The sequence below is a fragment of the Marinomonas sp. PE14-40 genome (assembly GCF_051623805.1).
Lineage (GTDB): Bacteria > Pseudomonadota > Gammaproteobacteria > Pseudomonadales > Marinomonadaceae > Marinomonas.
The window spans coordinates 4,508,944-4,530,914 of the sequence record NZ_CP130700.1 but is presented as its reverse complement, the minus strand read 5'-3'; the positions used below and the strand labels follow the sequence as shown (position 1 = coordinate 4,530,914).

Genomic DNA, 21,971 nt, shown 5'->3' with positions numbered 1-21,971 from the left:
AAACCTTCTAATCAAAAATTACTCAATTTAGGGTAAGCCTTAAATACTGAATATTGGGATTTTAATCTTAGAATCAAGCCTTAGATCATCACCTTTTTGATAACAGTTGCTTATGACACTTTAATGACACCAAAGTTTATCAACTAATCCGGAATAACGTGCAACTTGTGTCGAAATACCTGCTCGCATGGAATCTGGCGTTGCCCACAAGCTAAAGAAAGACTTAGCCCGAGTGATACCCGTATAAATAAGCTCTTTGGTAATAACGGGGCTCTCGTAGGGCGGCAAGACTAACTCAACACGCTTAAATTCTGACCCTTGAGATTTATGTACTGTCATCACAAATACCGCTTCATTCTCACTCAAACGGCTTGGTAAATAGGCTTTCAAGCTACCATCAGGTAATTCAAACCATACCCGCATGCGTTCCTTATCATCCGCATCAGGTAAGCAAATACCAATATCGCCGTTAAACAAACCTAAACTTGCATCATTACGAGTGATGATGATGGCTTTTCCAGGATACCAAGCAAGCGGATTGATCATACGCCCCCTTTGATAGAAAAAGTCTTGCAAGCTTTGATTCAACTGCTCTACCCCATATTCTCCTGTTCGTACAGCCGATAAAATTTGATAATTAGCAAACTCCTCAAACAGGGCTCCTACGCTTATTTCTCCTTGTAGAGCTTGTTTAACCGCTCGCCAATAAGCGTCATAACCTCTAGCCAAAGTCGCGATATCTAACGTTTGCTCCTCTTGATCTAATTTGTGCCAAGAAAGATCTGGATAGCTTGAGCCTGCACCACCTAAAATAGAAAAACTGCTGTTAACATCACCCTTATTCACCGCGCCAGCTAAATGCCCTATACCACTGTCTTGGTGAAAGCGATAGCTTTTCGCTAAAAGAGACAAGTTCTGACGAATAGGAAAATCTATGCGTGTATCTAACGAAACCACACTACTTAGATCTGTTTCACTTAGCGGCTCTAACACCTTGGCCCACTCAGGCGCTAAGCTTACAGGCTCAATACCATGAGTTAGGTCGGCCAATACACTCCCCGCTTCAACTGAGGCAAGCTGGTCTTTATCACCTAATAGAATCAATCTTGCTTTCGCAGGCAGAGCATCTAATAACTTAGCCATCATAGGGAGGTCGACCATAGAAGCTTCATCCACCAGCAAGATATCAAGATGTAAAGGGTTCTTATGGTTATGTCTAAAACCAGAGCGTCCGTATTCGCTGCCTAATAAACGGTGCAAGGTAGAGGCTTGCTCAGGTATTAGACCGAAAACCTCCTCTGAGAACTCGGTACTTTCCCTTAACTTAGTTTTGGCTTGAATAATAGATTGAGTCAAGCGTGCCGCCGCTTTACCTGTTGGTGCAGCAAGCTCTATGGTTAATCCTTGTTCTTTTGAATGAGCCTGCAAGGCTAACAAAAGTAAAAGCTTGGTGACTGTGGTTGTTTTACCCGTTCCGGGACCACCGCTAATCACAGCAAAGCTTTGTAACCCCGCATTGGCAACTGCAATTTTCTGCCAATCGATGCTTTCTTGTTGAGGTAGATCATCAGGGAATAATTGAGCTAGCCAGCTAGCCTCGAACTCGTAATTGGCTTGGCTTTGAGCTTGGCGGATATAATTAACGACTTGAGACTCAAACCCATAATAACGCGCTAAATAAAGGCGATTATCTTGTAGTACATAGGGTTTAGTTACCAGTGTACCCTGCTGACCATGAGATGATTCTTTCACCTCAACTAAAGGCGAGTCCATCAAGTCTGCCAATAACTCCTGATAAGAATTTATCCCCAAAGCCAATAAACAAGCAGCCCACTGTTTAGACGTAATCGCTTGAAAAGGGCAAGAATACAACTTATCTAAAGGTAAACAGCTATGTCCTTGGCCTAAATAAAAGCTGGCGACCAAACTTGCTAATAGCACACTCGCTCTTTTTTCTTGGCAATGGCTAGCCAACCTTAAACTAGTATGAAGATCTAGTCTTCTTATCAAACCTAGCTCAGGCCAATGGGAGATTTGCTGAAAGAAGCTGCCTTTCGAGTGATTCGTGCTATCTAATACGAGACGATCACTCTCTAGCACCAAGCTTCTATCGCTTTCTAAAGTGAGACTCATTTGTGTGGCTACTGAGGTATTTTGCTTAGAAGAGTTCAATTTGGGGAACCTCCTCATTGGTTTCATTCAACATATTATCAAGCGCATAAACATGCTCACGGCTTAATCGAGTGGTAAATACCCCCGTATTGCTACCTACTTCACCTTTATCATCTTTAGCTTTCATACCACGTAAAAATAAATAACAAACACCACCGATGTGCTTATCATAATCGTAATCTGGCAGGCGCTGAGCCAAGAGCCTGTGTAGAGCAAGCGTATAGAGCTGATACTGCAAGTCATACCTGTGCTCTGCTATAGCGTGAGCCATATGCTCCGCTTGATAATCCTCGTACGCCATACCTATGTGGTTTGATTTATAGTCGAGAACATAATACTTGCCCTCATGTTCAAACAAGAGATCAATAAAGCCCTTTAGCATTCCCTTTAAAGACCTTTCTTGAATGGCTGGGGCATGTAGGGAAACTGGATCATATTGTCTAGCAATTTGATCCAGCGTTCTGGCATTAAAACCAGCTACAGGTAAGAAGAACTCCATTTCCTTTAGACACTGTTGCGGACTTAATTGTTTTAAGCTCACATTGGGGTATAAAGATGTCGCTAAAATATCCTCCAGCCAAGAAAACAGGACGCCTTGCCAGTCTTCATAACCCTGCTTAACGAAGTATTCAATCATTTTACCTTGATACTGAGTCTTTAGAAGGTCGGCAAAACTTACCTCTTCCAAACTGCTAATAAGTGCATTACCTTCTAGCAAATCATGTAAAAAGGTGCCGGGCTTAGCCCCTTTTGGAAAAGTAAAACAGGTCTTTTCATCACTGACTAATACATCCTGTTGGGCTATTTCATCAACAAGCTGAGCTTGGTTTTGCTCTAGTGTCTCTACTTTAGTGAATTCATCTAAACCTGGCTCACTGTGCTCAGCCTCTTGCTCTTTAGCTAAAGCAGACTGCTCTACAACCAAAGAAGAGTAGCTCCCGACCCACCAGTCTCTCTCAATATTTCCTGAGAAGGTTTGTGCCGCAACGGACTCTTCTTTGCTGCCTTGGCTTAGGTTAAGCAATAGACTCTTCTCTGATACTAAAAGTGATTGGCCCATCTTGTCGCTCTCACTTGTTAGCGCTTGAAGTTTAGTTTCAAGTTCACCAAGTTCGATAGGTTTGCCATGACAAATTAAAGACCCTATACCACTTAGATGCAGTGATAACTCAGCCTCTTTCGATTTAGTCGCCGCTTTACCGACTTGCGCGCAGCCGATATAACACGCTTCACGAGCACGAGTCAGCGCCACATAGGCAAGTCGAATTTCACCTGCATAAAGCTCTGTTTCATGTTGCTCTAACTGATTTTCGTCTGGCACCGGGGCATAATTTAGTTGATGTTCATCATCATGGTATAAGGCGTATTTGCCATTATTTCTAAAAGGTGTAAAAGCAAAAGGCAGATACACTATCGGATACTCAAGGCCCTTGCTCTTATGTATGGTGATAATACGGACTAACTCATCATCACTTTCTAAGCGTATTTTCTGTTCATCACTATCACCATTTGGTGCTTGAATCGCTAACGTAAGATAGCGAATAAGACCTTCTTTTGACTCTAACTCTTTTGCTTTTTGCTGTAATTTTTCACCAAGGTGTAAGAGGTCAGTTAACCGGCGTTCCCCTTGCATTCCTGTTAATAGTTTCGGGGCAAGCTCTAAGGTTTGTATCATGGCTCTAATCATGGGCAGCACCCCATCTTTATGCCAGATTTCAAAGTAGTTTTTAAACCTGTCTACCCAAGTTTCATACAAGACATCATCTTGGTTAAGCTGATCCAGCTCATCCACTTGCCAACCTAATAGGTTCGTTGCCAAAGCAGACCGTATTGCAGACTCTTTACCTTGGCTTAAAATGGCATTAAGCACTAACAGCAATTCCCTTGCTTCAGTACTGGCAAATACCGAACCTCTATCACTTAGATAAACACTGGCGACTCCACGTTCACTTAAGGCCGCCTTCATTAACTGAGCTTGACGATAACCTGATACCAAAACAGCAATATCACCAGAGCGAACCGCTTGACCTGAAATTAAAGCCTCACCTTGCTGAGCTTGAATAAGGGTTCTACAAATATGCTCGGCGGTTAGATCTGCCATTTGAATCTGATATTGGGCACTTGTTACTATCCCATCATCGCTATAGGCATCTTCAGGTAATAAAAACTGTACCGCTTTTTCAAGCTGATTATGACGATAAAATTCACCAGGAGTTTGTCTGTCTTGCACCTCAACAAAGGGAATCCCATCCACCATAAAAGGATTAGTCTGAGCAGCAAACAAAGCATTTACCGACTGGATCATAGCGGCAGAAGATCGATAGTTTGTTGCTAAAGAATAAATCGCATCAACTTCTTGCTTAGCGGCCAAATAAGTATAGATATCAGCCCCTCGAAAGGCATAAATAGCCTGTTTTGGGTCACCTATCATAATAAGACCTAGGCTATTTTCATCTTGGCTTGCGGGTTGATAGATCTGACTAAAAATCCGATATTGCACAGGGTCCGTGTCTTGGAACTCATCTATCATGGCTAAGGGATAGAGCTGGCGTATTCTAAGTGCCAATGCATTTTCAGCCCCTTCTTCTTGGCCTGGGAGACTAAGCGCGTCATCGAGATTGGTAAGTAAGTCGGTAAACGTCAGCTTTTGAGTTTGCTGTTTCCAATTAAACAATCGCGTTTGAGTTTGTTGCCATAAGTAAGCCATCAAAGGAGGTTTAATTTTATCGACACTTGGATAGGACTCAAAAAGGCTTGTCACTAATTCAAAAAAGGCATGGCTTGGCTGGGCACCATTTTTCTTTAACTGATTAACATGCTCTTTCCCACTGAATTTCGCGAGCTCTTTAGGTAAACCACTTTGGTCTGATTGAGCCCATTCGAGAATTACATCTGGGATACCAGCTTGGCGTTTCCCCCAAAAAGTTCCTTTAATGCCGCTATTCGTCAGGGCATCTAAAATATTCGCGGCCTGTTCAAGCCACATAGCCTTAACCTTATGCATGGTTTCCAGCGCGTTAGACATCAAGCTATCAAGATCAAAGTCTTGCGCTTGATCTAGATCTTTCCCTTCATCCTGAATAACCGCATCCGGCTGATTTTGCAGTAAACTAAGCTCTTTTTGTAGCGCTTCTGGACTTGGCCAAATAGGCTTTACTAAGGCTGCAATATCCGCTTTCATTGGATAAATATTGGCCCGCCATACGTCTTTAATCGCCATGGCTAAAGGCGCTTGCTCATCTGTTTCAATTTCTTGTTGGAACAGCATACGGCTTTCAAACGCATTCTGGCTTAGCATCCTTTGGCAAAAACCATGGATAGTAAAGATTGCCGCCTCATCCATTTGCTTTTCAGCATAAAGCAGACGTTCAACCCCAGAGGCGATATTTTCAGCTGTCATTGAGTCTAATAGTTGCGCTAAAAATACATCGTTAGACTCTCCCAATAAAAGCGCTTTACGGGCATCTCGAATACGGTTCCTAATCCTAGCTTTAAGTTCTGCGGTTGCCGCTTCGGTAAAAGTTACGACAAGAATTTGATCAACCGTTAAAGGCTTTTCAAAATCCGCATCAGAAGAAACCGGCAGCAGCATTCTTAAATAGAGATTAGCTATGGTATAGGTCTTACCTGTGCCTGCGCTGGCTTCAATTAATCGCTTACCATACAAGGGAAAATGCAAAGCATCTAAAGGCAGAGCATCTTGTAACACTGCTTTATTGCTCATCTGTTTTCACCTTTAATAATTCATTCATGGGTAACCAAGTCGCCTTCACATATTCGACAAAATCATTTTGATAAAGAGCTAAGTCCGCAAAGAAACGCTGCCAATAAGGATCTTTACCATCGGAAAAATCATTAAAGTCATCGTTATAAGTTTTAAGCGCCATCTGCCAAGCGGCTTCCTCTTCGTTATCTTGGTTTTTATCATTCAAATAGGCGGCACACCAAGCATCAGAGGTTCTAGCAGGTATTACTAAAGGCTGACGATCTCCTAACCTAAAATAGGTGAGGTACTGGCTTAAATAGTCAGTAGCAGATTCAACAGATAAGGCTTCAAACACATGGGTGATGACCTGATTAGATTTTGCATTCTTAAAGCTTAAGATATGGGTTTCAATCTCCTCACCTTGAGCACATAACGCCAAATGAGATAGCCACGCTTGTATTTTCTTACCTGGGCTAAGTTGACCTAAGTGATAAACCAAATACAGCTGTCGATTGGTTAGTTCCAACCATGATTGCACTCGGCCTTGCTCAAGTTGTAAATCAATATTAATAGCGTCTAATTTCTGGTGGGCATACTCATTAATGTTGAGCGCCATAATGCGGCTTTGCTTAACCAAGTCATTAACTTCCATATCGCCAAATGCGCCATAAGGGTATTTACCAGACAACTTCAATTTGGCAATAAAGCTCTCTAACGTGTCCTCTTGAATCGCTAACAGTAACTCTTCTTTGAGTTGGTAACGAGTTAAAGCATCTAGATTAAATGGCTCGTCTTCATTTTCTTCAATTTCCTGCAATTTAAGGTAAGCCTTGAGCCTATGTTGCATAAAATAGCGTGCTGGATTGAGGTAAAAACGCATCAATTGGTTAAGTTCAAGTTGGTGCTGCTGATCTTCTATTGCCAGCAATAAAGGCAAAGTCTGCTGCTCAGTTTTCTGCTTGGTCACATTCACTGCATCTAACCAGGAAGCATCATAACTTTTAAGCTGGCCACTGAAGGTTTCTTTATTTGAATAATAGCCTTGATGGAAAGGCTGTAACTTGTGCTGCTGTACAAGTTTTTCAAGCAGCGCAGCTTGGCCTTCTTCTACTGGCGCTTGCATGTCTTTTTCTAAGACACAACTTTGAGCGATATAATCAACTAACTCACTGACCAAAATAGAAGGGTTCAGCTCACTATTGTCCTTCACACTACGGCCAACATAACTAATATAGAGATGTTCACGCGCAGACATTAGCGCTTCTAAAAATAAGTATTTATCATCTTCTCGACGGCTACGATCACCACTACGATAATCACCCACCATTAAATCAAAGCCCATTGGCACCATAGACCTTGGGTAAGCACCTTCGTTAAGCCCTAATAAGCAAACCACTTTGAATGGCACAGAACGCATAGGCATCAAGGTACAGAAATTCACTTTGCCCGCTAAGAAACGTTGACTGCCCTGCGCTTCTTGTAACCTTGGAATCAATAACTGCTTTAACACATTTACATCTATAGTTTGATCAAATTGAGCATGCTGCCACTCATCACAGATTGCCTCCATATGCTTACTCAACATAGGTGGAAAGGCATCATCTTCATCAAGGGTAAAAAAGCGTTCACTTACTTGATATAAAAAGCTTACCCATTCATTGGGTTTCTTTTCCAGCAAGAGAGCCTGCTGAGTTTCACGAATAGCGTCCAAAAATGCCGCTAATTGGCCTGCTAATTCCGCCTCTAAGCCTTCAACTTCGCCATAGCTTAATAGGGATTGCCAAATATTGTCATTACCCATGGCGTAGCCCAACAGCATGCGATCTAATCCATTTTGCCAAGTATTATGCGCTTGGCTAGGTAAGTCTAAATCTGTCGCGGTTGATTCATCCAACCCCCAGCGAATACCAACCTCACTACACCATTGGCGAATTCGTTCCACTTGATGTACTTGTATCCCAAAACGCGCCAATACAGCAGGTACTTCTAATACACTCACTAGTTCAGATAGGGTAAAACGGCTATCAGCCAAGCTAAGTAAGGTGACATAGGCATCAACCACTGGGTTTTCCATACCCGCTGCTTGGTCTATCAAAGAGTATGGAATAGATTGCTGTTGTGGCGCTTGGCCAAATACGGCCTGCACAAAAGGACTGTACTGGTTCACATCTGGCAACATCACGATGACATCTTTAGGCGTAAGGTGAGGGTCCTTTTCAAACAAGGCCAGCAGACTATCGTGCAACACTTCGACTTCTCGCAATGAGCTATGACACACTTGAACCGCAACGCTATTATCATCATTCGCAATTGGGTATTTATAGTGAGAATCTGAACTGGCTAAACTTCTCTCTTCTAACGCTCCATGGTTATTCAGTTCTAACACATCTTGTTGTATTCGGTTCAATAAGGAGGCTTGGGAGTCATCATCACAATAGCTTTCAAACACCTCTAGTTGCTGATTCGCGAAAGCTTGCAACTCACCAATATAGTCTCGACCAAGGCGCCCCCAAGAAGCTAATAACGGGTTGGCATCCAGGTGTAAAGTATCTTGATTTAGACCGGGTTTATTCGCTTGTTTATTTAGTACTCTGCCCAGATAGTTTTTATCAACAATATCCCCCCAGTAGTACTGGCAAGGATTCTGCAAAAATAGATGCATATCTATCCAATTACTTTCTGCTAATAAACGAAGGGACTGCAAGGTATTAGGCGGCAATGCCGATACACCGAAAATATAGACTCGTTGCGGAATGGCAGGGGGTTTAGGCTTAGAGCGAACAACCTCTTCTAATGCTTCAAGTAAATTGGCTCTGTGATACAAAGATTGGTCATAGGAAGCGACATCAGCAACAAGATCACGCCATAAGATAGATTGCCAAGCTTGATCTTGATCCTTACTTTTAGGTAGGTCTTTGGCTTGATTACCTTCCTCCCACGCGGCGATCCAATCAGGTCGATAAACTAAGTATTGGTCATAGATATCAGCAATACTAGAGCATAATTGAAAGCGCCTTAGCTGGCTGTCGTCTTCAGCTAAGTACCAAGCAAGTTGCTGAAACTCTGCCTCTTCTAATCTGTTGTCTAGCAGGCGCATTAAACGCCAAACTAAAAAAGGTTTATTAAATTCGCTTTGTCCAGGTATATCTTGTAGAGCTTGTTGAAAGCAGCGCCAAACAAACGTAGAAGGTAGAGGAAATTCATAACCTGCCGCAACTCCCTGTTCTTGCGCCAGTTGCATTTTGAGCCATTGAGCCATGCCCGGACTCTGCACCAGTATGTGCTCTTTAGCGAAAGGGCTTTCTGGTAAAGATAAGGATAAAATACGCGCTAAAATGCTCGACAAATCTTCTAAGCGATTACCCGTATAAAGATGAAACATATATAAACCCAGACCTAGTTCAAAGCGAAAATTGGATTAAAAGCAAATAGTTAAAGCATACCAGCTTGCAAAAAAGAAGGCTCATAAATAAATACTTGAGCATGCGGATAAGTGTAAGAGAACCCCTCTAGAAAAAGCATAAAAAAAAGCGCTAAGATCTTGGGGATTAATCTTAACGCCTAAAGTAGAGCATAGGGATACAATGAAAATAGGTTATTTATTAACTCAGGTTAAATATTAAAACTGGACATCAAATCCTTCATTTTTAAAGTGGTATTGGCTAAAGATTCACTTGATTGACGGGTTGTGACAATTTCATCATTACTTTGATCCGCCAATTTTGAAATATTCTGCGTTAAGTCATTCAAATGTGTCACAGCCTGATGCTGATTATTAATACTTTCAGTAATCACATCACTGGCATGGCTAATGGCTGTAACCGATTGCGCGATATCTGCTAACGCTTGATCTGTTTGAGTGATGTCTTGAGTTGTTCGTTTGGAGTATTCATGGCTCGAATTAATTTTGCTCTCTGCCTCTTTTGCCCCAGCTTGCAGACGATTTATCATACCTTGAATTTCATCTGTCGAGCTTTGGGTTCGACTCGCTAAACCTCGTACTTCATCCGCGACCACAGCAAAGCCTCGTCCTTGTTCGCCAGCTCTAGCGGCTTCAATCGCAGCATTCAATGCCAATAAGTTCGTTTGCTCTGCAATACCACTGATTACATCCAAGACCGCCCCAATATTTTGAGACTCTTGCGCTAATAAACTAACGGTTTGCACACCATCATCCAGCTCGCTAGAAAGAATCTCTAATGACTCCATGGTTTGTTTAACAGACGTTTTGCCTAATTCTGTTCGTTCTTGCGTTATCTTGGCTGACTCATACGTTGCTTGGCTATTTTCTAATACTTGTTCTTTCTGTTCTGATACCTCATCTATCGCCACTGTCATTTGAGCGATAGTATCAAGCTGAGTTTGAGCTAGCTCAGTTGTATTACCCGCCACACTTCGTAGTTCTTTACTGTGTTCATAAACACTTTGATTAAGCTGAATTGCCTCAGCTAACGTGCTTGAAATTTTGTCACTGAACGCATTAAATGCAACGGCGATATGAGTAAACTGATCACGACCTGAAACTGGTAATCTATGTTTTAAGTCCCCTTCTGCTGCTGAGATATTATCAAGCGCGTCTAGGCTAGCTTGTAAAGGTTGAGTAATTGAGCGCACGATCAGAATAGATAAAATAAGACCTAGGATGATGATTACCCCTGAGCTACCGCCAACAGTAAGGAGCTCATCTATAAATTGGCTCTCAACATCATCAAGGTATATGCCAGAGCCAACAATCCAACCCCAAGGTTCAAAGCCTTTTACAAATGAGACCTTTTCTACCGCTGCGTCAAAACCCGGTTTAGGCCAAAGATAGCTCACAAAACCTTCTTTTTGCGCTTTTACAATATTAACGAACTCAGTAAAAAGCTTTTTACCGTTAGCATCTTCTAAGTTACTTAGATCCTTACCTTCTAAGGCAGGTTTTATCGGATGCAGAACAATATTTGCCTGATAATCATTAATCCAAAAATACTCAGTACCACCATATCGAGCCATTCTGATTGAAGCTTTAGCCTGTTTCTGTGCTTCAGCTCTGGAAAGTTCACCGGATTGCTCTAACGAATAAAAGTAATGAATACTCGAATGCGCGAGATCTACGACATGGCGAGTTTTTAAAGCTTTTTCTGAATTTAGGGAGTGTTTGTAAGAAGTAAGTGACATGGCTAGTACAACGACTAAACCAAGACAAAGAAAGAAAACGAGACTATTAAGTCTTAAGTTAATAGAGAAATTTCTTAGAAATTGAGTCAATGTTTGGCTCCTATTGATGAGTTTGATTGGCAATTAATCCTTTTCATGTCCGTCATACAGCCAACTTGCAAAATATTTAAAACACCTCTTCCTGAATAAGTTCTAAATAATCAGGTTAAAACACTAAAACTTAATGGGTAAAATAGGAAGCTAGGCCAAATAAGACATTAGTCTAAGAAGAGACTGATGCATGTCACATAAAATACATTTTGCTAGCGATGTTAATTTTTTGAACTATATGCACCTTATCTAATCTAGACTTGTAAATCCAAAACCGCTTGGTTCAATTCATTTATATAAGGAAAGACAATGAAAAAATGCTTCTTAGGCCTATTTTTACTCGTCTGTAATAGCCTCTTTGCTAGCGAACCTGTTAGCACCAGCTTTTGGAATAATATTGCGATTGGTAAGCACGACACCTTGGCTTACTACCAAGAGGGTCTAACGGGGAGTACACCAACAGCGAAAGGCGCAAAGCAGTTCATCGTTAATTGGCAAGATGCTGAATGGCGTTTTGCTAGCCAAGTATCCGCAGATAAATTCGCTGAGAACCCCCGTAAATATGTACCTAGATACAATGGCCATTGCGCAAATGCGTTAAGCCTAGGTGATGGTTTAATTAATACCGATGGCAGTGTGTGGGAATTTTTCGGTGAAAAACTACATTTATTTTATGCAGAAAGAGGCAGGCAACGCTGGCTAAAAGGAGATTGGCAAACCTATCAGGCAGAAGCGGATAGCGCTTGGTTAGAGATATTAAATAAAGAGAGTTAAACTGAAATTACTCGATTAACTCTCTTTATGTAGTTTGAAGAGACTAGCTATCTGTTTGAATGATGATTTTAAGCCCAGGATGCGCATTTGCCAGACTAATATGCCACTGATGGAAGTTAAAAATTGCCTGTGCTTGGGTTAATCCAAGACCATGACCTTTACTTCCTCTATGTCGTTCTAGTCGGTACATGCGCCTAAATACTTTGTCATAATCATCTGCATCGATACCACTTCCTGAATCCTGCAAGACAATTAAGCCAGGCTTACAGCACAGTTTAATATCCGTATTTTTCGCGCCATATTTAATCGCATTATCAAATAAATTTGAAAATGCCTGGAATAATAAATCACCATTAGCGACAGCTTGATAATCATGTAAATCTAACTGCACTTTCATCCCTTTCTCTTGTGCTAAAGGCTCATACATTTCTGCAATATCAGCGAGTAAAGATGCTAAATTAATCGACTTCATAGGAATATCAACAGCACTCTTTTCAAGCTTGCTAATATTTAACAAGGCATTAAAGAGTTTTAGTATTCTATCTGTGTCTTGCGTGGCTTCTTCTTTGAACTTAGCAACTTGAGCCTGAGACGCATCTGGGGCAAAAGATTCCAGTCTATTATGTAAATGCGTTAGTGGCGTTCTCATATCATGGGCAATATTATCTGAGACTTCTTGAACTCCTTGCATCAGGCTCGCTATTCGATCCAACATGCCATTAATGTTTTTTGCCATGTGATCATAATCATCATTGCGCTGACTCAATGGAATCCTCTCATCAAGTTGGCCTTCAATGATGGTATCGCAAGTTTGATTGATGACAGTAAGACGCGTAACGGTACGTCTTGTGAGAATCAAGGTGCCAGCTAATAGGATAATAAAGCTTAATATCAAACCAATTATCAATGCGCTATACAATATTCTGTCCACTTCTTTTAAGTAGCTTATATTGTAAGAGAGAGTGACATAGTTGCCATCTGCTAGGGCAAGTTGTGCGATACGGAACTGCTCTGGGTCATCCGCTTCAAACTCTTCCCAGTAAGCATCTTCTCCCAGAATAAAATCACCTGATGAAGGGTCAAATTCAGCGCCTTCCATCTCTAAATGTTGTATCCAGTGCGCAAACTCTGCAGCACATTCTGACCAGTTGTCTTCCTCTTCCTCATAGGCTTCTATTTCATCAATATAGGCTTGATCTTCTATTGGATTCAGCAGCGTTAAATCTATTTCAACACCTGCTTGATCGCCAATTTCTCTTAGTTTTTGACGAAGAACAGCGAGGTTCTCAAAGTTATCAAAATCCTCAAAAAGCGCTTCAACTTGCGCTTCTTGTCGTTCAAACAAAATATCGACATTTTCCCATAAGCTGGTTTTTACGATTTGATAAAGAGCAAAAAGAATCAGCGCAAAGGTCAGCCATAGAGTTCCCATGACAGTAAGCGAAAACCGAAAACTAGAACTTTTAACAAGATTAAGAAGCCGATTTAACAACATAGCCACGCCCTCTTATCGTATGTATCAAGGTATGACTAAAAGGTTTATCGACCTTGTTTCTCAACCTAGAAATATGAACATCTATCACATTCGTTTGCGGATCAAAATGATAGTCCCATACCGCCTCAAGTAACATGGTGCGAGTAACCACCCTGTCTTGATGTCTCAATAAATATTCTAAAAGTCGGTATTCTCTAGGCTGTAAATTAATAACCACACCATCACGCTTTGCTTCTTGTGTTAGTAAGTTCAAACTCAGATCATCACAGTGCAGTACGGTTTGCTCGCCTGATTCCTGGGTTGCACGTCGAAACATAACATCCAAGCGGGCTTGCAGCTCAGAAAAAGCAAAAGGCTTAGTTAGATAATCATCTGCCCCTGCTTGTAGCCCTTCTACTCTATGGCTAACTTCTGCCATTGCACTTAATAGAATGACAGGCACTAAGGAACCCGCCCCCCTAATTGTTTTGAGAAGGGTAATACCATCAAGCTCAGGTAACATTCTATCTAAAATGATGGCGTCATAAGTTTCAGTGGTAGCCTGCAATAACCCCTGTTTACCACTATGACAAACATCAACCACATAACCTAGCTGCTTTAAGCTTGTGCAAATAAACTTAGACACATCTAGATCATCTTCGACTACCAATACTTTCACGCTATTCACCCTATTATTTTACCTAGCCTAAGGATACCAAGGCTTTAGTCATTATTTCATTACCAAAAGTTAATATTCAGGCAAGACTTAAGTAAGACCCCACTCGCTAAGCTTACCTTCATCGACCATGAAGACATTCTTCATAGCGAAACATAATCTAAATAGGAGCTTAAGATGAATAAACTAATTGCAGCAAGTTTAACCCTAGGTGGTGTTCTATTAGCACCAATGACATTTGCTAACGACGCTTGTAGCCCAGACAACCCATCGGCCTGCAAAAGCAAACTAGAAAAAGAGTGTCTTTATTATTCTTTTGAAGAGTTTGAAATGGATGAAGAGTTTATTATCTTTGAAGAGGGTTATATGGAGTATAAAGAACATCATCAAGATAAGAACCATGATCAAGAGTTCAAAGAAAGCGATTTACTATTAAGTGATTTAAACGAGCTTTCTCTGACAAATGAGCAACAAAGCTTGGTAAATGATTGGCAGACTTATAACACCGAATTTGATAAAGATTGGATTACACTTTGTATGTCATATCCAAACAAAGACAAAAGCATTACCAATCAAATTGATTGGGAAGAAGCTAACTTAAAGAATGACTTAACTTATTTAAAAGAAAGCCGTGTTTTTGTTAACAAGATGACAGCTAGTTTGACTGAGCCTCAAAAGCAACAGCTTGTGCAATTAGGCCTAATGCAACTGCTACCCTAGTTTCTAAAGGAGTCAACAGCCTCTTGAAGCAATAAGCTATCGCCAGAAACAAAAAAGCCTCGTATAAACGAGGCTTTTTTCGTTCATCTAATAAATGAAAATATTATTAGATAAAGTAGAATTTGGTGGAGCCTAGGAGGATCGAACTCCTGACCTCAACGCTGCCAGCGTTGCGCTCTCCCAGCTGAGCTAAGGCCCCAAAGTGCTAAGCATTTTAGGTAGGATAAAAACCCGTGTCAATAAAATTCAGTATTAATCATATCCTTTTATTAGTTAATTAAAACAAGCATTAAACAATAATCGGTAGATGGATTTATCTTAATTAGTTTTAAAAAATACCGCCTCTTCAAGCCACTGCTTTCATACAAGAATAAAACCTGTTGATAAAACTTATGGTATTCTAACTTTAATAGGCAGCAAAAAAAGGACTTCTAATGTCAGAAACATCCTCAGCTTTAACCAAGTTAATGATGGCACACCAGCCTATTATTGATGCCGAAGGAAATAGCGCCTACACAGAGCTAATTTTCCAACGTAAGCCAGGTACTCCAAGCGTTGAAGGCTCAAAAGATGCCATAAACCAAAGGTTAGCTAACATTTGTATTGGTGTAAGCGAGCTTAAAAGTGAATTTAATACCCCCCTTTCTATCAGGTTAACCAGCGCTATTTTGATGTCTGATATCCATTTTCCTATTGCTGCAAACCTTATCTATATCGAGTTACCTGGCAATACAGCTATTACTCGATCATCTGTTGAAGCGTTAAAAAAGTGGTATCAAGCAGGTTACCGATTCATTTTAAGTGGCTTTCGCTTCGATATCGATTACCGCCATATTTTACCTTTTATCCATATGATAAAAATGGATGCGGTAAAACTAATAAACAACAAACAAAAAGTAGAAGCCCTAAAAAACAGTGACCTTAAAATTATTGTACGCAAGGTAAACGATAAAAAGACCTATGAAACGTGTAAGCATCTTGGTGCAACACATTTTCAAGGTGATTACTTTAAAGCGTTACAGCAGGTAGATAAAAAAGGACCGAGTGCAGAAATTTTAACCGCGAAAAAAATTGTGTCTGAACTAAGAGATGATAAAGCTAATCTTGATAATGTTGCTAAACTCATCAAAGATAATCCATATATTACTTATCAATTACTTAGAATTTTAAACAACCCGATTAGTGGCCTTCCAAGAAAAATTACAGACATTCGAGAAGCCATTGTCATGATAGGTTTAGAACAAATTAAAAAGTGGGCCATACTTATCTCACTGTCAGCGACTAAAAAGCAGCAAAATGAGCTGTTTAGCAGCATAGTAAATCGTCCAAATAAGGTAAGCGCTGAATAATAACAAAAAGGTACTTTATGTCTTTGCCCTCTGTATTCAATGACTTAATGATGGCTCAACAACCCATCTTCGATAAAAATAAGAAGCTATTTGGGTATGAGTTGCTCTTTAGAAATAGCAATGAAGAGATGGCCAATGTTATTGATGGCGAAGGCGCGACCAGCCAAGTACTTATTAATTTATGCATTGGTATTACAGAATTAGAAGCACAAATGTGCACCCCTTATTTTGTTAATATCACACGTAAATTACTCATGTCTGATGCTTTCTTTCCCATCGAACCTAAACTGGTCTATATCGAAATTTTAGAAGATCAAGAAATCACTCCAGATTTTGTCGAAGCTGTCGCACGTTGGTACCAAGCAGGCTATCAATTTGTGCTAGATGACTACCACTTTGATCCGAATTACACACAGCTCTTCCCGTATATCAAAATGATCAAAATTGATGTGCTAGCGACTGATCCTCAAAAGTACAAATCTCACATACAGGTCTTACAAAAAAAGAAAATCACCTTATTAGCAGAAAAGGTTGAAGACATAGAAATGTATGAGTGCTGTAAGAAACTTGGCTTTCAATTATTTCAAGGCTACTACTTACAAAGGCCTAATATCATTAAAGGCAAACGTATTACCTCAGGAGTTGAAAGTGCACTTGAGCTTATTAGCGAGCTTCAAAATGATAATATTTCAATTGATAAAGTCACCCAACTAATTAGCAAAAACCCAACCCTGTCTTATCAATTACTCAGAGTTCTTAATAGCCCTATTTGCGGTATGACACGAAAAGTCACCGATCTAAAAGAAGCAGTAGTTTATATAGGTTTAAGTCAAATCAAAAAATGGGCCATGCTAATCACCATTAGCTCTTCCTCTCAGCCACCGAGAGAGCTTTTTCGATTCTTATTAATTCGAGCTAAATGTTGTGAAGCGCTTGGATTACGCGAAAACTCAGAAAACCCTGACGCAGATTTCATGGCAGGTATGATGTCAGGCATTGATCTTATCTTACAACTCGAAAAGAAAATTGTATTTGATCAGATCAACATTGATGAGGACATTATTAATGCCATCCAACATCATCAAGGCCCGATTGGAATTCGGCTTAAAAAAGCCTGCGCTCTTGAGCAAAGTGATTGGGGTTATATAGGCAAACTTCCAAGTAACGAGAAGCTAGTACTAAGTCGTTCCTATGGTGAAGCGAGTTTATGGGCGGACGGAACCCTCAAAAGTATTCATATGTAGAAATAGCCCTTCATTTAAACCTTTAGCTAGATTCAAAATAAATTCATATAAACCGTTGACATAATTAGTAAAACACATAGAATACGCTCCACGTTTCAAGCCAGTGTGGTGGAATTGGTAGACACGACGGATTCAAAATCCGTTGCCGAAAGGCGTGGCGGTTCGAGTCCGCCTACTGGTACCAAATTAAAAAGAGTTTCAGATCTTCTGAAGCTCTTTTTTTGCTTTTTTTCCTTGGATCATTCCCACACCTCTTACCTTACATTATTAAGCCTCACTATAGCTTTCGATCACTTCATCAGCTGAGCATCCAATTCGGCACTAGACACATCACTTATCAAATATTTTGCTTTAGATTCTCCAGCCATTAAAAGGTATAAAGTGTTTTTAGCTTAAATACACAGCCCATTTAAATATCACCGACTTCAAGTAAACACAGTCTCATCATAACGTTAGCAACAAATGTACTTTTAAAATAAGATTACTCAAAATAAATGTTATGATATAACATATCTTTTTATTGAGTTGTATTATTAATACATCAAACACCGCCCAGCAATAGATCTCGAACTTAACTCAAATACCAATACTTTCAAATGCTTATTCCTTAAACATACTAGGAGACTGAAAACTCATGTCTATCACCCTCATAAAGAATGCTCGAGTTGTCAATGAAGGTCAGGTTACAGAAACAGATGTACGCATTGTCGACCAAAGGATTGATACTATCGAAAACAATATTAGCGCAGGCCCTAACGATACTGTTATCGATGCAAATGGATGCTACTTACTACCAGGCATGATTGATGATCAAGTGCATTTTCGTGAGCCAGGGCTGACTCATAAAGGCTCCATTGCCACCGAATCTCGTGCAGCCGTAGCAGGCGGTATTACCAGCTATATGGAAATGCCCAATGTTAACCCTGCGACTACGACCATCGAAGCCCTAGAGAAGAAATTTGATATTGCTAAAGAAAGCTCTCTAGCAAATTATTCTTTTTATCTGGGTGCCACCGAAGATAACCTTGAGCAAATAAAACGCTTAGATCCTAGTAAACACTGTGGTATAAAAGTCTTTATGGGGGCATCGACAGGCAATTTGCTAGTTGAAAAACCAGAAGCGTTAGAAGCCATCTTTCGGGACTCCCCCGTTCTTATCGTAACTCACTGTGAAAGCGGTCCAGTGATCGCTCAAAACACAGAAAAAATATTGGCAGCTAAGGACACTCTTACGATTGAAGATCACCCTATTTTAAGAGATAACGAAGCCTGCTACGTCTCTTCTTCTTACGCCGTGTCTCTTGCTAAAAAATATCAAAGCAATCTACATGTTCTGCATATTACGACAGAGAAAGAACTCGAACTTTTTGAAGCAGGACCAATTCAAAACAAACAGATTACCGCAGAAGCCTGTGTGCATCATCTTTGGTTTAATAATCAAGACTATAAAACACTAGGTAATCAAATTAAGTGTAACCCTGCCATCAAGTTTGAAAGCGATCGTGCTGCGATTATCCAAGCCTTAAAAACAGGTCAAATTGATATTATCGCCACTGACCATGCTCCTCACACTTGGGAAGAAAAACAAGTCGAATATAATCAAGCACCCGCAGGCTTACCGCTTGTACAGCACGCATTATTAACCTTGCTTGATCAAGTAAACAGAGAAGCCCTTAGTATTACTCAGGTTGTTGAGAAAACCGCGCACAATCCGGCTATTCGTTATGCCATCGAAGATCGTGGCTTTATTCGAGAAGGTCACTATGCCGATTTAGTTTTAGTCGATACCGACTCTTCTACTCTTACTACGCATGAAAACAGCCTTTATAAATGCGGTTGGACACCTTTTGCTGGCCACACTTTTTCAGCTCAAATAAAAAGCACTTGGATCAATGGCAATTTGGTATTCGATAACCAAGAGGTAAAAGCCACAGAAGATTTAGCGATGCGACTGAGCTTCAAGCGTTAACCGACTTTATTCAAAAGAAGATTTAATCTGGATCGAGAAATCAATATGTTAAGAAGAAACCCAAGTGGTCATATGCCGCAAGTATCAGAAACGGCATTTATTGATCCAACAGCCATCATATGTGGCAAGGTCATCATTGAAGACAACGTTTTCATTGGCCCTTATGCGGTAATTCGTGCGGATGAAGTTAACGAGCAGGGTGAGATGCAAGCCATCATTATCAAGCGTGATACCAATATCCAAGATGGTGTCGTCATTCACTCAAAAGCGGGCGCCTCTGTGACTATAGGCGAGCGTTCATCCATTGCGCATCGCTCTATTATTCATGGCCCTTGCGAAGTGAAAGATGATGTCTTTATCGGCTTCAATTCAGTGGTGTTCAACGCCCTTATCGGCGAAGGCTGTGTGATTCGTCACAACTGTGTTGTCGATGGACTCGACCTGCCAGAGAGTTTTCACGTGCCACCTATGACCAACATAGGTAAAGGCTTCGACCTAAACAGCATATCCAAAGTCCCCCCCGAATACTCAGCCTTCTCCGAGTCTGTTGTCTCAGCTAACCACACACTGGTAAAAGGATATAGAAGAATCGCTAACGAGCTTTAAGGTAAATAGCAAAGCGAGTTCCTGAATAGGTGCTCGCTCCTTGCTTTGTAGTTGAATAGCTAGAATCACAAAAGACAGGCTTATGCTACTTGAGTCATGACGCAAGTCGGCTAAATTTATGACTTCATTTTATTCACTACAAGTGTTCCAACACCATCATATTTGTCATTTAAATTCACAGGAATACTTATTTTGTCTGATTTAGAGATAGAAGTTTTGAGGTTTAACATTAATTGAATTGTTACATCTAACAGTAGCAAGACCTTACGAGATGTAATCTCATGTTTTATAGAGGAATTAGCAGTTAAGAGCGTTTCTTTGTCATTATGAGCCACCTTCAAATCTCTGTAGCTTTTAAAGCTAAGTCGACTTAGTATCTTGCTCGATATTGCTTTTAGTTTTTGACTTTTAGGGTAAAGAAATTCATCATATTTTGAAACTAAATTATATTGAGAAAGGTATGCCCTGTTACTTCCCTTAAATTTGTATCCACTACCATCAAATAATCTACTTAATGACATTAGTATTTCGTCATGCATAGATCGTTGAATGATAGAAAAAGCTCTACTAGCTGATTTATTTAATTCTGCAACGGAATCAGATGAAGCAAACATCTCGGAATAAACAACAACAGCTCTTCTAATCCTCGTTGCTTCAATAATATATCGATCAAATTCTTCCATGGATACTCAACCTTGAGGAAATATAACGCTCAAAACGGCGGTTTATTCGCTGCCTTTGATTATTAAGAATGAATAAGTTTTGGCAATTCCTTCATTGAGCTAAAGCTTACCACCGATGGGTAATCAAGAGCTTCATTAAACCGATTAAAAAATAGCGTTTTCATCCCCGCTTTATAACCTGCCTCAACACCAACAGGGCCATCATCAATAACAACACAGCTTTCTGGTTTGAACCCCATACTATTAGCTGCGTATAAAAAAATGCCAGGATCAGGCTTCCAAATTTTCACTTCATATGAACTATAAATGTTACCTTCGAAGTACTTAGTCAAACCACATACTCTAAGAGCCTGATTGATTTTGTGTACCGGGCCACTCGATACTACTGCTTTGGGTTGCGATAGGTTCTTTAACGCTTCCTCGATATGGTCCACTGGCTTTAGCTCAGTTTCAAAAAGATATGTCACTATCGCACGGTAACTAGCAACAAAGTCATCAGGTAAAACCAATGCATATTCGATCGATAAGGTGTCGAGAATGCTTGCTAGCTTCCAGCCTCTAAACCTTATAACAAGTTCATCCGCATCCAGCTTAATCCCTAGCTCTTTAAACTTAACGACAAGACCAATATTACAAAGCCGTTCGCTGTCCACCAAGGTTCCATCGTTATCAAATAAAAGACATTGATTCATAGTGCTCTCTGAGGTTTAGCGCCTGTCTAACAGGCTGTTTTACATAGGCTAAAAGCAAACTAAGCGAAATTAACTCGGGTTAGTGAGTTTACCTTAAACTTTCTGTGATCTGCCTTGCTCTATTTCTGCACGGTAACTCTCTGAACCTACGGCTACTTCCCATAAGTAGCCATCAGGGTCAGAGAAGTAACCTGAAAAACCACCCCAAAACACAGCTTGCCCTTCTTTAACGATTTTCCCACCCTTTGCTTCAGCGCAGCTCAATAAACGAAGTACTTCATGAGACGATTCAACATTCCTAGCGAGAGTAATACCTGAAAAACCAGAACCATTGGGCTCAACACCAACATCTTTCGCTAACTCGGATTTGGGAAATAGCGCTAACTCAGGGCCATCAACATCCATGAAGACAATTTCATCAGATTTATAGTCAGTGCGCTCTAACCCAAGCACAGCCTCATAGAACTGAGCTGACAATTCGATATCTGATACACCTAGTGTAATGATTGATAGTTTTCTCATTCTTACTCCAAGTACATAGCACCTTGTTAATGAACGGTAAAATATTAATAGCGAAGTGAAACCAAGCTACAAAGGATGTCCTGTTAGACTTATTTCAATATTTCGTAGCTTCATAGGTGGCTAACGCCAAGCTA

General features: G+C 40.4%; 15 protein-coding genes and 2 tRNA genes. 7 read left to right on the top strand and 10 right to left on the bottom strand.

Going from position 1 to position 21,971, the window contains the following annotated elements; genetic code table 11:
- Positions 1-120: 120 nt before the first annotated feature.
- The 4 genes from recD to Q0A08_RS20900 all read right to left on the bottom strand — a co-directional run bounded on the left by recD (position 121) and on the right by Q0A08_RS20900 (position 11,128).
- Positions 121-2,172 (bottom strand): exodeoxyribonuclease V subunit alpha, encoded by a 2,052-nt coding sequence (recD, locus tag Q0A08_RS20915; RefSeq protein ID WP_438463432.1) that lies wholly within the window; start codon positions 2,170-2,172, stop codon positions 121-123.
- Positions 2,159-5,896 carry an exodeoxyribonuclease V subunit beta gene (recB, locus tag Q0A08_RS20910; protein WP_438463431.1) on the bottom strand — a complete coding sequence of 1,246 codons (3,738 nt, stop codon included), beginning with the start codon at positions 5,894-5,896 and terminating at the stop codon, positions 2,159-2,161. The genes recD and recB overlap by 14 nt, the downstream gene beginning before the upstream one ends.
- Positions 5,886-9,260, bottom strand: a complete 3,375-nt coding sequence (gene recC / locus Q0A08_RS20905; RefSeq protein WP_438463430.1) for an exodeoxyribonuclease V subunit gamma — start codon at positions 9,258-9,260, stop codon at positions 5,886-5,888. The genes recB and recC overlap by 11 nt, the downstream gene beginning before the upstream one ends.
- Positions 9,261-9,490: 230 nt before the next feature.
- Positions 9,491-11,128, bottom strand: coding sequence for a methyl-accepting chemotaxis protein (locus Q0A08_RS20900; protein ID WP_438463429.1), 1,638 nt, complete (start codon positions 11,126-11,128; stop codon positions 9,491-9,493).
- Positions 11,129-11,437: 309 nt separating this feature from the next.
- Here Q0A08_RS20900 and Q0A08_RS20895 point away from each other — a divergent pair, with 309 nt between their 5' ends.
- Positions 11,438-11,902 (top strand): YHS domain-containing (seleno)protein, encoded by a 465-nt coding sequence (locus Q0A08_RS20895; RefSeq protein WP_438463427.1) that lies wholly within the window; start codon positions 11,438-11,440, stop codon positions 11,900-11,902.
- A gap of 43 nt (positions 11,903-11,945) precedes the next feature.
- Here Q0A08_RS20895 and Q0A08_RS20890 read toward each other — a convergent pair whose 3' ends face one another.
- Both Q0A08_RS20890 and Q0A08_RS20885 read right to left on the bottom strand, forming a co-directional pair.
- Positions 11,946-13,334 carry an ATP-binding protein gene (locus Q0A08_RS20890; RefSeq protein WP_438463426.1) on the bottom strand — a complete coding sequence of 463 codons (1,389 nt, stop codon included), beginning with the start codon at positions 13,332-13,334 and terminating at the stop codon, positions 11,946-11,948.
- Positions 13,335-13,374: 40 nt separating this feature from the next.
- Entirely contained in the window at positions 13,375-14,055 is a 681-nt protein-coding gene (locus Q0A08_RS20885; RefSeq protein WP_438463425.1) for a response regulator transcription factor, read from the bottom strand.
- Between the two features lie 174 nt (positions 14,056-14,229).
- Here Q0A08_RS20885 and Q0A08_RS20880 point away from each other — a divergent pair, with 174 nt between their 5' ends.
- Positions 14,230-14,772, top strand: a complete 543-nt coding sequence (locus Q0A08_RS20880; protein ID WP_438463424.1) for a hypothetical protein — start codon at positions 14,230-14,232, stop codon at positions 14,770-14,772.
- Between the two features lie 123 nt (positions 14,773-14,895).
- On the opposite strand, the gene Q0A08_RS20875 is transcribed toward Q0A08_RS20880, so the two are convergent.
- Positions 14,896-14,971, bottom strand: a tRNA-Ala gene (locus tag Q0A08_RS20875).
- 235 nt (positions 14,972-15,206) lie between these two features.
- On the opposite strand from Q0A08_RS20875, the gene Q0A08_RS20870 reads away from it, so the two are divergent.
- From Q0A08_RS20870 to Q0A08_RS20850, 5 genes are all read left to right on the top strand, one after another.
- Positions 15,207-16,121, top strand: a complete 915-nt coding sequence (locus Q0A08_RS20870; RefSeq protein ID WP_438463423.1) for an EAL and HDOD domain-containing protein — start codon at positions 15,207-15,209, stop codon at positions 16,119-16,121.
- Positions 16,122-16,138: 17 nt separating this feature from the next.
- Entirely contained in the window at positions 16,139-17,365 is a 1,227-nt protein-coding gene (locus Q0A08_RS20865; protein ID WP_438463422.1) for an EAL and HDOD domain-containing protein, read from the top strand.
- 99 nt (positions 17,366-17,464) lie between these two features.
- Positions 17,465-17,549, top strand: a tRNA-Leu gene (locus tag Q0A08_RS20860).
- A gap of 450 nt (positions 17,550-17,999) precedes the next feature.
- A complete protein-coding gene (locus Q0A08_RS20855) occupies positions 18,000-19,334 on the top strand; it encodes a dihydroorotase (RefSeq protein WP_438463420.1) in 1,335 nt (444 codons plus the stop codon).
- Between the two features lie 45 nt (positions 19,335-19,379).
- Positions 19,380-19,940, top strand: a complete 561-nt coding sequence (locus Q0A08_RS20850) for a carbonate dehydratase (protein WP_438463419.1) — start codon at positions 19,380-19,382, stop codon at positions 19,938-19,940.
- A gap of 116 nt (positions 19,941-20,056) precedes the next feature.
- Here Q0A08_RS20850 and Q0A08_RS20845 read toward each other — a convergent pair whose 3' ends face one another.
- The 3 genes from Q0A08_RS20845 to Q0A08_RS20835 all read right to left on the bottom strand — a co-directional run bounded on the left by Q0A08_RS20845 (position 20,057) and on the right by Q0A08_RS20835 (position 21,837).
- The gene (locus Q0A08_RS20845; RefSeq protein WP_438463418.1) at positions 20,057-20,623 is read right to left on the bottom strand and encodes a hypothetical protein; all 567 of its coding nucleotides are present in this window, start codon (positions 20,621-20,623) and stop codon (positions 20,057-20,059) included.
- 62 nt (positions 20,624-20,685) lie between these two features.
- Positions 20,686-21,315, bottom strand: coding sequence for an HAD-IA family hydrolase (locus Q0A08_RS20840; RefSeq protein ID WP_438463416.1), 630 nt, complete (start codon positions 21,313-21,315; stop codon positions 20,686-20,688).
- 93 nt (positions 21,316-21,408) lie between these two features.
- Positions 21,409-21,837: a VOC family protein gene (locus Q0A08_RS20835; RefSeq protein ID WP_438463415.1), complete on the bottom strand. Its 429-nt coding sequence runs from the start codon at positions 21,835-21,837 to the stop codon at positions 21,409-21,411.
- Between the last annotated feature and the right edge of the window lie 134 nt (positions 21,838-21,971).